This window comes from Flavobacterium pectinovorum, from assembly GCF_900142715.1.
Lineage (GTDB): Bacteria > Bacteroidota > Bacteroidia > Flavobacteriales > Flavobacteriaceae > Flavobacterium > Flavobacterium pectinovorum.
On record NZ_FRBX01000004.1, the window covers coordinates 155969 to 170423 of the forward strand.

The window sequence follows — 14455 nt, forward strand, 5'->3', positions numbered from 1 at the left end:
AATGAAAATAATTAAAAATATATCGGCGGGAGCATTACTACTTTTTAGTAGTATGCTTTTTGCCCAACAGGAAACCATACTTACAACATACCGTTACCACATGAATTTGGTAAACCCGGCTTATGTAGGTGTAGACAACGAAACTGCTTTGGCAACTACATTTCGTAAACAATGGACAGGAATTGAAAATGCTCCCGAAACACAAGCTTTATCTTTTGGTACACCGGTTGGAGGTAACATAGGATTAGGAGTTTCTATGGTTTACGATAAGACATTCGTTGAAAAACAAACCCAATTAGGAATTGACCTTTCATACAAAATGCAGGTTGGTGAACTTACTGATTTGTATTTCGGAATAAAAGCTGGTGGAAATTTTTACAATGTAAATGCTGCTGGTCTTGAAACCTATTCAAATCAGTCAGATCCTGCTTTGGCAAACATCAATCAGTTTAATCCAAATGTTGGTGTTGGAGCCTTATTAAAAAGTGACAAATATTTCGTATCCCTTTCTGTCCCAAGAATTTTGAATACTGAACGAGCAAAAAACAAAGATGGTTACACGGCTGTTGCTACAGACAGACCACACGTTTATTTAAGTAGTGGTTATAATTTTGATCTTGAAACAACAACACTTTTAATTTTAAAACCATCTTTTATGATGCGTTATGTTAATGGTGCGCCGCTTTCTGTAGATCTAAATTTAATGCTTCAAATTGAAGAATTTTTAGAAATTGGAGGAAGTTACAGAGTAAACAATGCTTACGCAGCAATGGCCGGTATAACAATTAGTAAGCATTTGACATTCGGTTATGCTTATGAAACCAATACTGGTAAAGTTATGGCAAGTGCCAAAAACTCAAATGAATTTTTCTTGAGGTTTAAATTTAATACCTCAAAAAAATCAAATCCAGAATATTAGAAATAAGGGCAGCTATCACAGCTGCCCTTATTTATTTTACAAATATCCAGATTACTTCAATGCTATTTTATTTTCTTCAAAACTTCTTTGGCAACGGCTTTGTATGCTGCCGAATGATTTGAAAAATCTTTATTCAGAATAATTTTCAGTTCAGGATGAATCCAATCGTAATGATTTCCCAAAACATATAAAGTTCTTATAGAATAGGCTTTTGTCGCTACTTTTACATCATTTATCAGCCAGTCGAAAGAAGCTTCGATGCAATTTTGCAGATTTTCTTCAGAAAGGAGAATGCAGTTTTCGGCTTTTTTATAATGAGATTTTATTAAAAGCTGGATCACTTTTGCAATCGGTCTAATGGCGCTTTCTTCTTTCAAATGTTTCAGATTCGAACAGAAAAAATCTACATGAGGCTGCATCCAAAGTAATTCTTCGTAACAAACAAATTCTAAAATCCAACAAGCTCTGTGATGATTTTTATCCGAAGTTAAAAAACAGGCAGCAACCAGCTCATCAAATAAAGAATGGTTTTCTAAAATTTCACCTGAAAGCAGCGATCGGCTTGCTCTGCAAGGACTAACATAGTCGAGTTTTTTTTGCAATTCAGAAGACATTTTTTTTAATTTTCGATTTGAAATAAACATCTAAAATAAGTAATTTAATGAAACACTGCCGTAATAATTTACAGGCAAACCAGGATAATAATATCTGGGCGCAGTATTGCCATTTGCAACCGCATTTGGTAAAATTAACGAAGCATATTTTTCATTAGTTACATTATTTATTCCCGCAGCAATATGAGAAGTTAGATTTTGCAGAATCTCAAATCGATATCCCGTTTTCAGATTAATAATAGCATATGAATCTGAAAAAGCTGAATTAGCATCGTTCATCGGAACTTCGTCTACAAACTGATAATCGGCATTAAAATAAATTCCCAAACGGGTATTAAAACTCAAACCTGCATTTATTTTATTGGCAGGAACTCCGGTTAGTTTATTTCCCGAAAAATCATTTCCGTTATCAATAAATTCTTTAAACTCATAATTTCCAATAGAAGCTCCCAAATAAGAATTCAGCCCAAAAAATCGATTAATTTGCCAATTATGATTTAGCGTAACTTCAATTCCTTCATGAAAAGTTTTTCCGGCATTTGCACCTACATATTGATCGTCGCCAATTCTTTTTGCAACCAATAAATCTTTAATTTCCATTCGGTAAACAGCAATTTCGGTATAAAGTTTTTTGTTGAAAAAATAGAACTTTCCCCCAATTTCAAAATTATAACCGTTTTCAGGTTTTATATCCGGATTAATGGTGCCTTCGCTGGTAAGAGTTTCTTCGGTAGCCGGAAGAGAAAATCCCCGACTTGCAGAAAAATAAATTGTTTGTTCTTTATTTGGTTTAAAAAGAATGGATAATTGCGGAGAGAAAATACCATCATAACTATATTTCTGATTTGAGTTTTCGGTATAATTTGTAAGTTCAAATTGTGTTTTGTTATAATTGATTCCCGCCTGAATTTCAAAATGTTCAGAAAGTGAAGCTTTAAGCTGCGAGAATATATTATAAAAGTGCCTTTTTTGATCGGTTTCTGTAAGTTGATCTCCCTGCAAACTTCCCAGCCCATTATTTTGTTGATATAAATTTTCGAAAGTATTTCCGCTATACGTATCCGTAAAATATTCAACTCCGGCGATGAAATTAATTCCGGTTTCCTTAATTTTAAAATTACCGGAAAATTGCGTTCTCGCTCCTGTCGCAAAAGTATATTGACGCAAAATATCAAAAGGTCTTGGCTCATTACTGTCTTTATAATTAATAAAAACAGAAGTTGAATTATTTAGGTTGTCACCGATTTTGAAATCATACGCTAATCCGCCCAAAGTCGATTTGTATTCCTTAAATCCTTTTGAAGCCACCCAGGTTGGAGCGCCCGATTCGGGATTGTTTTCAAAAGCATCTTTGTTAATCGAACTCGGAATAAAAGCTTTTAAATACGTATAATTGGTAAAATAAGTCAGTTTGCTGTTTTGCTTTCGAAACAATTCACCTGCAAGCGTAATTCCTTCGCGGTTGTACGCACTGTTTTCGCGCCAGCCATCTGTTTTTAAATTATGATAACTGATATTTAAACTGCCTTCATTTTCGTTTAAACTATAATTCAGACTATTTTTTAATAAGCCGTAAGAACCGAAGACTGAACTCATACCGGCATTTTGTCCATTCGATTTAGAAAGCTGAGGTGAAATTAAAATCGCACCGCCTAAACCTGCGCCGTAAATACTCGAAAGCGGACCTTTTATAATTTCGATCTGGTTGAGGTTTTGAAGATCAATATCGTCAATTACAGTTTCGCTGTTTCCAGAAGTTAACGGAATACTGCCGTAAAAAGCCCTGATTTTGTTGGTTCCATAAGTAGTTCGCGCACCAATTCCGCGAATCGAAATTCGGCTAGTCGCAAAATTCGACGATTGCATAAAAACGCCGGGAATTGTATTAATTACCGTTGTAATATCTGTGGTGTTATTTTGCAAAAGCTGACTTTTGGATAAAATCCCGATTGAAGCCGGAGCATCCAAAATATTGGTATTTATATGAAGCGGACTAATAACCACTTCCTCCAGTTTTTCTGTTTTAAGAGAATCAATAGTTTTGCCTTTTTCTTGTGCGAAAGTGTTTAGAGAAACAAAAATCGCAACAAGAAAAAGACAATATTTTTTTAAGATCATAAAGTTTTTTTAATTAAAAATTGAGAATTAAAAATTAAAAAATAATTCTGGATACAATACTTTTCTTTAAAGATAGAATCTATGTGTTTAATATTCACCAGCAATTGGAATTTGGAATTTAAAAAATTTGGAATTTTACTTAGCTGTAACCTTCCAAACTGTATTTCCGCTATCATCATTTACCAAAAGCGTTCCGTCATTCATAACCGTAACTGCAACCGGACGCCCGTAAACTTCTGCTTTTTCATCATTTGAAATAAAACCGGTTAAAAAATCCTCCGGTTGTCCAGACGGTTTTCCATTTGCAAAAGGAACAAAAAGGACTTTATAACCCGATATTTTCGAGCGATTCCATGAACCATGCTGACCCACAAAAGCGCCGTTTTTATATTTTGCCGGAAAAGCACTTTTATTATAAAAAGCCAACCCTAAAGATGCCGTATGAGAACCAACCGGAACATCAGGAACAATTGCTTTTGCAGCAAGATCTTTACCTTGTCCTTTCATTCTTGGATCTAAAATATTACCAAAATATGAATACGGCCAGCCGTAAAAACCATCTTTTTTAACACTTGTAATATAATCCGGAACTAAATCATCCCCCAATTCATCTCGCTCGTTAACCGCTGTCCAAAGTTCCTTGTTTGCCGGGTTCCAATCCATACCAACAGGGTTTCTAAGTCCCGATGCGTAGATTTTTTCACCCGTTCCGTCAGGATTAATTTCCAGAATACAAGCACGGCGAATTTCTTTATCTATGCCGTTTTCTGCTACATTACTTCCAGATCCAACAGAAACGTAAATTTTTGTTCCATCGGCGTTGGCAAGTAAATTTCTTGTCCAGTGATTGTTATAACCTCCGGCAGGAAGTTCAAGAATTTTTACACCTTTTGTTTCTAATTTTAACGGATTGTTTTTATATGGATATTGATACAAACCATCCGTATTCGCGATATAGAAAAAGTCCTTTAAAACCAACATTCCAAAAGGTTTGTTTAAGCCATCTATAAAAACTTCACGGGTTTCAAATTTGCCGTCTTTATCTTTGTCCCGTAAAACTGTAATTTGATTTTTACTGCTTCTTGTTCCGCTTTCTACAACAAAAATATCATTGTTTGGTGCAATATAAGTCCAACGGGGGTTTTCAAAACCATCAGCAAATTTTGTGACTGTAAAACCTTCCGGTGCGGTAGGCATTTTACCTTCCGGCCAGCCTATTACTTTACTATTTTTTGTTTTAGATTCAGTAGCATAAGGAGGTGGTAAAGTAATTTCTCCCACTGCCGTTTTTACAACATTTCCGGGTTGTTTTGCCAGAGCTTCTTTTTCTTCTTTTTTTACCTGACCGTTGCAAGCTGTCATTAAAATTAATAATGATATAGAAAATAATTGTGTCGCTGTTTTCATTACGCTCTCTAGTTAAATATTTATACTATAACAATTTAATAAATTTAAAAATAATGTTAAATTGAATTTTGTAAACATTAACTGATATTTAACATTAACAAAAAAATAAATCAACCGTTTATTTTGATACTTAGATTTTGTTTCTAATTCTGTATCTTTGTCCATTGTTTTAAAACATTAAAAATAATGATACAACTTCACGATAAACAATTTGTTCCGTTTATTTCGGCTAAAGAAATTGATTTTGCCTTAACCAAAATAGTAGCTCAGGTTGAAGATGATTTTGGAGACGATACGCCAATTTTTATCGGCGTTTTAAATGGTGCTTTTATGGTTGTTGCCGATTTTCTGAAAAAATACAAAAGTCCCTGCGAAGTTTCATTTATAAAAATGGCATCTTATGAAGGAACAGAAAGTACCAATGAAGTAAAACAATTAATTGGTATCAATCAGGATTTATCCGGCAGATCGGTTGTTATTATTGAAGATATTATCGATACAGGAAATACTATCGAAGAATTAAAACATCTTTTTAAAGCGCAAAATGTAAAACATTTTAAAGTAGCTACTTTATTTTTTAAACCAGAGGCGTATAAAAAAGATATTAAGATTGATTACGTTGGAATCAGAATTCCAAATAAATTCATTGTAGGTTACGGTTTAGACTACGATGGTTTAGGGCGTAATTTATCTGAAGTTTACAAATTAGCAGAATAAATTTAAACAAAACACAACTATATATTCATTTTAAACTTCTCGAATTACAGTCTGGAAGTCAAGAAACACTAACATTATGATTAACATCGTTTTATTTGGAAAGCCAGGAGCAGGAAAAGGGACTCAGGCAGAATTTTTAAAAGAAAAATATAAATTAACACATCTTTCAACTGGAGATATATTTCGTTTTAATTTAAAAAATGATACCGAATTAGGAAAAAAAGCCAGAGTTTTTATGGATAATGGCGAATTGGTTCCTTGCGAAGTTACCACAGCAATGTTAATCGATGAAGTAAAAAAACACCCTGATACAGAAGGGTTTTTATTTGATGGTTATCCAAGAACATTGGATCAGGCAGAAGCTTTAGATAAATTTTTACCAACAATTGGTTCAAGTGTTACGGCAACAATTGCATTAGAAGCCGATGACGAAATTTTAGTAGCACGTTTACTGGAAAGAGGAAAAACAAGTGGCAGAGCAGATGATCAGGATGAAGAGAAAATTCGTGTGAGATATCAGGAATACAACGAAAAAACAGCACCATTAATTGGTTATTATAAAGAACAAGGTAAATTTCATGCCGTAAATGGTATCGGAACTATCGAAGAAATTACAGAGCGATTAACGTCAGTTATAGATAATTTGTAGAAGCTTTTTCCGGCTGTACGTTACATCCCGAAGCTTCGGGACGCTAAAAAAACTATTTTTCTAACCATAAAACGAGCTTCCGCTGGTCGCTGTTTTCTGGCAAGAAAAATTAGTTTTTTTAGCTCCGGGCTTTTCTCTTTCATCTGGGCTATAAAATACATTGAGGTTACAAATTACAATTAACGAACTATTATATAACGAATAAACCACAAATTGGAAATACTAATAATATTTTTTCTAATTCTATTAAACGGAGTTTTCTCCATGTCAGAAATTGCACTGATTTCGGCTAGAAAAAACAGATTGGAAACTGCCGCAAAAAAAGGAAATAAAAGCGCCAGAACAGCTTTGGATTTAGCCAACTCTCCAAATAAGTTTTTATCAACCGTACAAATCGGAATTACCTTAATTGGTATTTTAACAGGTATTTATAGTGGAGATAAAATCACAGTAGATGTTGAAACTTTTGTAAACGGATTCGAAGTTTTAAAACCTTACGCACATTCAGTTGCAGTAGGAATTGTAGTTGTGGTTTTAACTTTTTTCTCTTTGGTTTTAGGAGAATTACTTCCAAAACGCATCGGATTAAATTATCCGGAATCGATTGCAAAAATGGTAGCAATGCCAATGAAAGTAATTTCGATTATTACAGCGCCATTTATTTGGTTGTTAACATCTTCAACAGATTTTTTATTGAATGTTTTTCAGATAAAACCAACTGCTGACGGAAAAGTTACCGAAGAAGAAATTAAAGCCATCATTAAAGAAGGAACTGAGGTAGGTGAGGTTCAGGAAATTGAACAAGATATTGTAGAACGAGTTTTTCATATTGGCGACAGAAAAGTAAACTCGTTAATGACACACCGTAAATCGGTTGATATGTTGCCATTAAATGCAGAAAGAGCAAAAATTAAAGAGTTGGTTTTAATGGATTTACATACTGTTTATCCAGTTTATAGCGATAACTATGATGATATTGTAGGTATTGTAACGCTGAAAAATATATTTGCCAATATCGAAAGCGATCATTTTGATTTGTCGGCAATCATGACAGATCCTCCCTATTTAATGGAGCAGACAACGGCTTATAAAGCGTTGGAAAATTTTAAAAGAACAGGTGTTCATTACGCTTTGGTTTCTGATGAATATGGGGTTTTTCAGGGAATAATTACTCTGAATGATATTCTTGAAGCATTAGTAGGAGATGCCTCTGAGTTTTATAAAGATGAGTTTCAGTTAATCGAAAGAGAAGATGGCTCATGGCTTGTAGACGGACATTATTCGTTACATGATTTTCTAACGTATTTTGAGTTAGATGAACTAACAAACGATTATGAAGTAAATACGGTAAGCGGAATGATTATGACCGAGCTTTCGCATATTCCAAAAGAAGGCGAAAAATTAATCTGGCAAAAGTTTGTACTTGAAGTATTGGATATGGACGGTGTAAAGATTGATAAAGTGCTGGTAAAAGCGCTTAAAGAGTAAAAGAAAATTTGTTTCAAGTTTCAGGTTTCAAGTTTGTTGACGTTCTGTTGATTAACCTGAAGGCTGAAACTTGAAACTATATATAAACAAGGAAAAATGACAGAAGGAAATTTTGTAGATTACGTTAAGATATATGTTTCTTCCGGAAAGGGAGGAAAAGGATCTACACATTTACATAGAGAGAAATTTATTGAAAAAGGAGGACCTGACGGAGGTGATGGTGGTCGTGGTGGACACGTATATTTGGTTGGAAATAAAGGTTTGTGGACATTATTTCACTTAAAATTTGCTCGTCATATTAAAGCCGGCCACGGTGGAGATGGAGGAGGAGACCGTAGTACGGGTGCAGATGGAGAAGATAAATTTATCGAAGTACCTTTAGGAACTGTTGTAAAAGACAAGGAAACCGGAGAAACTTTATTCGAAATTACGGAAGACGGAGAAAAAAGAATTCTTTCAAAAGGAGGAAAAGGAGGACTAGGAAACTGGCATTTTAGAAGTTCAACAAATCAAACTCCAAGATATGCACAGCCAGGTTTACCGGGTGTAGAAATGGATGTAATTCTGGAACTTAAAGTTTTGGCAGATGTTGGTTTAGTAGGTTTCCCAAATGCTGGAAAATCAACTTTATTGTCTGTATTAACTTCAGCAAAACCAAAAATTGCCGATTATCCTTTTACAACCTTAAAACCAAATTTAGGAATTGTCGCTTACAGAGATTTTCAGTCGTTTGTAATTGCCGATATTCCCGGTATTATTGAGGGAGCAGCCGAAGGAAAAGGTTTAGGACATTATTTCCTTCGCCATATTGAGCGTAACTCAACTTTACTGTTTTTAGTTCCTGTTGATACTCCGGATATTAAAGGAGAGTATGATATTTTAGTTAATGAATTAACGAAGTATAATCCTGAAATGTTAGACAAAGAACGTTTGTTAGTAATATCAAAATGTGATATGCTGGATGACGAATTAAAAGCAGAATTAAAACTAGAATTAGATGTTGCCTTTAAAGATGTTCCGTATATGTTTATTTCATCTGTTGCACAGCAAGGTTTGACAGATTTAAAAGATAAGCTTTGGAAAATGCTAAATGATTAAAATCTTTAATTAAAATAAAATAAAAAACCCGACAGTTAATAGCTTGTCGGGTTTTTGCTTTTAGCGAATAACAAAAGCATCTCGGTTTTTATCTTTTTATTTAAAGATTAAAGTCCGAAGTTTTTAGATACACCAATGTTAAATGTTTTTCCAAAATCAAAACCTAAACGTTCTTGTCTTGGATCATTTTTACCATCAATGTTATCATAGTTAACACCTCCGATAGAGAAGTTTAAACCAAATCCTCTTTTCATATTAATAAACAAAGCAGGAGTAAGATTTACATACATTCCTTTTGCATTATTTATAGATGCATTTTGATAACCTGCACCTAAATCAGCATAAACCGAAAATAATTCAGAAAGTGGAGTAGCATAACGTACAAAACCTCCAATTTTATATTTCTCTGCGCTGTCTGATCCTGTGTTTTTAAAAGTTTTGATTGAACCTTCAACTCCTGCAGTCCATTTATCTGCAAATTGATATCCAATTTTTGGAGAAAATTCAAAATTTTCTGATTTGCTGTCTCCTAGTTTTTCTGAAGAAAACCCAACATTCCCACCTAATAACATTGATCCTTTTTGTGCATTAGAAATAGTAACTACTAATAAGGCTAATGCCAGTAAAAATTTTTTCATTTTGTATTTGTTTTAAATTTAAAGCAAATTTAGACAAACATAATTGTAAGAAATAATTTATATTGTTTATTTTTAATTGAAAGTTAATTTTTACAAATTGTATTGTTTCTTAATGATTTCTTTTTGCATTCTTTTAGATTTTAATAAGTTAATTGATTTTTGATCTTTGAAATTAGTTTAAATTTTATTTTTTATGAATTATGAATTTCGCAAAACTGAGATGAAATACATTTAATATGTTTTGTAGTTAGGCGCTAATTTTGTGTATTGTTGCGAAAATGCGCTATATTCGCATACTTAAACAAAATAACATGAAAAAAATAGTTTTATTCTTGACCATGTGCTTAATGGCTTTTCCTGTAAGAGCTGATGAAGGAATGTGGTTTTTGATGTTTATCGAAAGATTAAACCATAGGGATATGGAAAAAATGGGCTTGCAATTAACGTCCGAAGAAATTTACAGTATTAATCATCATAGTTTAAAAGATGCTGTTGTTCAGTTTAATGGAGGTTGTACTGCTGAAATTGTATCTAAAGATGGATTGGTTTTAACAAATCACCACTGTGGATATAATGCAATTGCGGAACTTTCTACAGCAGAACAAAATTATCTGAAAGATGGTTTTTGGGCAAAAGAGAGAAGTGCCGAGATGAAACCAAAATCATTATACGTTCGTTTCTTTGTTCGTATGGATGATGTTTCTAAAAGAATCTTATCAAAAGTAAATGATACGATGACGGAAACAGAAAGAAACAAAATTATTCAACAAGAAATTGCTTTGATTGAAAAAGAGAATAATGAAGGTGGAAAATATACCGTTTCTGTTCGTCCTTTCTTTCAGGGAAATGAATATTACTATTTTGTTTATCAGGATTACACAGATGTTCGTTTAGTAGGAACACCTCCTGAAAGTGTTGGTAAATTTGGTGGTGATACTGATAACTGGGAATGGCCACGTCAAACTGGAGATTTCTCTATGTTTAGAGTTTACGCTGATAAAGACGGAAATCCGGCAACATATTCTAAAGAGAATGTGCCTTTGAAACCAAAACATTTTTTACCTGTAAGTATTAAAGGTGTAAAAGAAAATGACTTTGCTATGATTCTTGGATATCCGGGAAGAACAAACCGTTGGATGCCAGCTGGCGGAATTGAGCAAAATATTAAGTACGCTTATCCTGCATGGGTTGAAGGTGCAAAAACCGGAATGGACCAAATGAAAAAGTATATGGATAAAGATGCTACAGTGCGTTTGCAATATGCATCTAAATATGCTTCGACAGCTAATTACTGGAAAAACCGTCAGGGTATGATCGATGCTTTGACAAAAGCAGGAACGGTAGATGCTAAAACGGCACAAGAAGACAAATTCTACGAATGGGCGACTAAACCGGCAAATAGCGAAAAATATGAAAATGTAATTCCAACAATCAATGATTATTACAGAGAGACCAATTTAAAAGCACGTCATGATAATTATTTGATGCAGCTTTTACGTACTTCTGCTTACGCAGCAGGTCCTGCAAATTTAGGAAATGCATTGATTGCTTACTATGCTGAAAATGATGCTAAAAAAGCAGAAATGTTACCAAAAATCAATACGATGATTGATAATATTTACGGTGAATTTCATGCGCCTCTTGAAAAAGATATATTAACGGCGCAGTTAAATTTGTATGCTTCTAAAGCTGCTGAATATGGTTTAGCTACACAAATTGCTAAAATGAAATCAGAGAATAATGGTGATTTTACTGCAGATGTAGCAAAGGCAACTGAAATAAGTTATTTTACAACTAAAGAGAAAGTATTGGCATTTATGGCTAATCCGAAACCATTAGCTATTGTACATGATCCTTTGTATATTATTTCTAACGATTTGTTGACAAAATACCGTTCTAAAACAGACGATCAGGCAAAAGCTGATGATGGTTTTGCAATTGCTTACCGCGAATTGGTTGAAGGTTTAAGAGCATCAAAATTAAATACGATTCAATATCCGGATGCAAACTCAACGTTGAGACTTACTTACGGAAAAGTTCGCGCATTGCCTGCTGATACTCGTAATGATGCTACAATAAACAATTATACAACCATGGAAAGTATGGTGAAAAAGTATAAAGCAGGAGATCAGGAATTTGATTTGCCAGCACGTTTGTTAGAATTGAATAAAGCAAAAGATTACGGTCAATATGCTGATAAAGCAGGATATATGCCAGTAAACTTTTTAACAGATAATGATATTACAGGAGGAAATTCCGGTTCTCCGGTTCTTAACGGAAAAGGAGAGTTAATAGGAATTGCTTTTGATGGTAACATCGAAGCTATGGCCGGTGATGTTATTTTTGATCCTAAATTACAAAGAACAATCAATGTGGATATTCGTTATGTACTTTGGATTATTGACAAATATGCAGGTGCTAAAAATATTATTGATGAAATGACGATTGTAAAATAATCGAATTTAATAACATTTAAAAATCCGTCTTGTTTTTTACAGGACGGATTTTTTTTGAATATTAATTTGCAATTAAAACTAAATGATGCACGTTATATTTCCTTATTTTTGAGACATGAAAAAACTGCTATTCCTTTTTTTGTTTGTACCGCTTATACTTTGGTCACAAACTAATTTTGAAAAAGGAGAGAAATTATTTCACTCAAAAAAGTATGATGAGGCTCAGGTTATTTTTGAAGAGATTTTAAAAACGAAGCCCTCGGATATAAAAACACTTGAATATTTAGGCGAAATTGAAGCGCATCATAAGGCCTGGGAAAGTGGCGCTGTTTATTTTAAAAAACTAAAAGAACTTAAGCCTACTACAGCAGATTATTTTTATAAATACGGCGGCTGTCTGGCCATGCGGGCCATGGAAGTGAACAGGATTAAAGCTTTGGGAATGGTGGGTGATATGAAAGAAGCATTTGAAAAAGCGATTGCTTTAGATCCAAAACATATTCCGGCCAGATGGGCATTAATCGAAATATATTTGCAATTGCCGGGAATTTTTGGCGGAAGTGAATCAAAAGCGATTTCGTACTCCAATCAGTTAGCACAATTATCGCCGGTTGATGGTTATTTGTCGAGAGGAAGAATAGATGTTTATTTTAAAAGATATACAGCAGCCGAAAAAAACTTTATAAAAGCTCATGAAATTGGTAAATCAAAAAACACGTTTCAAAAATTATATAATTTATATTTGAATAAATTAAATGACCCTAAAAAAGCCAGGGAATTAAAACAAAAATTTGAACCGTAATAAGCAAATATTAAATACTGAATTCTGAAATGTAATTGGAATTTGGTCCCGATGCTTCGGGATAAAAATTGGAATTTAAATGAGAACACATTTTATCGCTATAGGCGGAAGTGCCATGCACAATTTAGCATTAGCATTGCATAACAAAGGATATAAAGTAACAGGTAGTGATGATGCTATTTTTGAACCATCTAAATCAAGATTAGAAAAGAAAGGAATTTTACCTGCTGAAATGGGTTGGTTTTCTGAAAAAATAACATCAGATATCGATGCTGTAATTTTAGGAATGCATGCTAAAGCTGATAATCCTGAATTGTTAAAAGCTCAGAAATTAGGATTGAAAATTTATTCTTATCCTGAATTTTTGTATGAGCAATCTAAAAATAAAACACGTGTTGTAATTGGTGGTTCTCACGGAAAAACAACGATTACCTCGATGATTTTGCACGTAATGCATTATCATAATATTGAAGTGGATTATATGGTTGGTGCACAATTAGAAGGTTTTGATACAATGGTTCATCTTACTGAAGAAAATGATTTTATGGTTCTGGAAGGTGATGAGTATTTATCTTCGCCAATAGACAGACGCCCGAAATTTCATTTATATCAGCCAAATATTGCTTTGATTTCAGGTATTGCCTGGGATCATATTAATGTTTTTCCAACGTATGAAAATTATGTAGAACAGTTTGAGATTTTCATTGGCAAAATTACAAATGGAGGAATTTTAGTCTACAATGAAAATGATCCTGAAGTAAAACGAGTTTCAGAGGCAGCTACAAATCCAATTCGTAAACTGCCTTATAATACGCCCGAATATACAGTTAGTGATGGTATAACTTTGCTTAAAACTCCGGAAGGGGATATGCCAATTGAAGTTTTTGGAGCGCACAATTTAAACAATTTAGCCGGAGCAAAATGGATTTGCCAAAATATGGGTGTCGATGAAGCAGATTTTTATGAGGCAATTGCAAGTTTTAAAGGAGCATCAAAACGACTTGAAAAAATTTCAGAAGGAAAAGGAAAAGTTGCTTATAAAGATTTTGCTCATTCGCCAAGTAAAGTGGCAGCAACAACAAAAGCTGTAAAAGAACAATATCCGAACAGGACTTTAGTAGCTTGTTTAGAATTGCATACCTATAGCAGTTTAAATGCTGAGTTTTTAAAAGAATACGAAGGAGCGCTTGAATATGCTGATGTAGCTGTAGTATTCTACTCTCCGGATGCAGTAAAAATTAAGCAATTAGAAGAAGTTACCTATGAACAAATTGCGACTTCTTTTAATAGAAAAGATTTAATTATTTACACAAATCCTGTGGAGTTTAAAGAATATCTATTCAATTTAAATCTTGAAAATTCTGCTTTATTATTAATGAGTTCAGGTAATTATGGAGGATTGAACTTTGACGAAGTAAAAGCATTAATTGAATAAATGAAATAGACATAAATTAAAAGAGAAATCACTGCAAACGCAAAAGCTATGATTTCTCTTTTTTATTTCTTTAAACTTTATTGAGTGATTTTTCTTATTTTTCATATATTAGCC

At 33.5% G+C, this 14455-nt stretch carries 12 protein-coding genes; 8 read left to right on the forward strand and 4 right to left on the reverse strand.

All coding sequences use genetic code 11. The features are described 5' to 3' along the window. The first annotated feature begins 1 nt into the window (after position 1). Entirely contained in the window at positions 2-919 is a 918-nt protein-coding gene (locus BUE22_RS14325; RefSeq protein WP_124020474.1) for a PorP/SprF family type IX secretion system membrane protein, read from the forward strand. Positions 920-981: 62 nt separating this feature from the next. Here BUE22_RS14325 and BUE22_RS14330 read toward each other — a convergent pair whose 3' ends face one another. The 3 genes from BUE22_RS14330 to BUE22_RS14340 form a co-directional block, all read right to left on the reverse strand. Beyond that, positions 982-1533, reverse strand: a complete 552-nt coding sequence (locus BUE22_RS14330; RefSeq protein ID WP_073396704.1) for a hypothetical protein — start codon at positions 1531-1533, stop codon at positions 982-984. A gap of 30 nt (positions 1534-1563) precedes the next feature. Next, complete coding sequence (locus tag BUE22_RS14335) at positions 1564-3651, reverse strand: TonB-dependent receptor (protein WP_073395738.1); 2088 nt, start codon at positions 3649-3651, stop codon at positions 1564-1566. Positions 3652-3786: 135 nt separating this feature from the next. Beyond that, positions 3787-5058: a PQQ-dependent sugar dehydrogenase gene (locus BUE22_RS14340; RefSeq protein WP_073395740.1), complete on the reverse strand. Its 1272-nt coding sequence runs from the start codon at positions 5056-5058 to the stop codon at positions 3787-3789. A 186-nt stretch (positions 5059-5244) separates the two neighbouring features. Between BUE22_RS14340 and hpt the strand changes: the two genes are divergently transcribed. From hpt to obgE, 4 genes are all read left to right on the forward strand, one after another. Then, the gene (gene hpt, locus BUE22_RS14345) at positions 5245-5775 is read left to right on the forward strand and encodes a hypoxanthine phosphoribosyltransferase (protein ID WP_073395742.1); all 531 of its coding nucleotides are present in this window, start codon (positions 5245-5247) and stop codon (positions 5773-5775) included. 76 nt (positions 5776-5851) lie between these two features. Beyond that, positions 5852-6424, forward strand: a complete 573-nt coding sequence (locus BUE22_RS14350; protein ID WP_042565855.1) for an adenylate kinase — start codon at positions 5852-5854, stop codon at positions 6422-6424. A gap of 213 nt (positions 6425-6637) precedes the next feature. Continuing rightward, positions 6638-7912, forward strand: a complete 1275-nt coding sequence (locus tag BUE22_RS14355; RefSeq protein WP_073395744.1) for a hemolysin family protein — start codon at positions 6638-6640, stop codon at positions 7910-7912. Positions 7913-8008: 96 nt separating this feature from the next. After that, a complete protein-coding gene (gene obgE / locus BUE22_RS14360; protein ID WP_073395746.1) occupies positions 8009-9010 on the forward strand; it encodes a GTPase ObgE in 1002 nt (333 codons plus the stop codon). A 107-nt stretch (positions 9011-9117) separates the two neighbouring features. On the opposite strand, the gene BUE22_RS14365 is transcribed toward obgE, so the two are convergent. Next, the gene (locus BUE22_RS14365) at positions 9118-9648 is read right to left on the reverse strand and encodes an outer membrane beta-barrel protein (protein ID WP_073395748.1); all 531 of its coding nucleotides are present in this window, start codon (positions 9646-9648) and stop codon (positions 9118-9120) included. A gap of 311 nt (positions 9649-9959) precedes the next feature. Between BUE22_RS14365 and BUE22_RS14370 the strand changes: the two genes are divergently transcribed. From BUE22_RS14370 to BUE22_RS14380, 3 genes are all read left to right on the forward strand, one after another. Further along, complete coding sequence (locus BUE22_RS14370; RefSeq protein WP_073395751.1) at positions 9960-12104, forward strand: S46 family peptidase; 2145 nt, start codon at positions 9960-9962, stop codon at positions 12102-12104. A gap of 115 nt (positions 12105-12219) precedes the next feature. Beyond that, positions 12220-12906 carry a tetratricopeptide repeat protein gene (locus BUE22_RS14375; protein ID WP_042565860.1) on the forward strand — a complete coding sequence of 229 codons (687 nt, stop codon included), beginning with the start codon at positions 12220-12222 and terminating at the stop codon, positions 12904-12906. A 79-nt stretch (positions 12907-12985) separates the two neighbouring features. Beyond that, the gene (locus tag BUE22_RS14380; RefSeq protein WP_073395754.1) at positions 12986-14341 is read left to right on the forward strand and encodes a UDP-N-acetylmuramate--L-alanine ligase; all 1356 of its coding nucleotides are present in this window, start codon (positions 12986-12988) and stop codon (positions 14339-14341) included. Positions 14342-14455 lie beyond the last annotated feature (114 nt).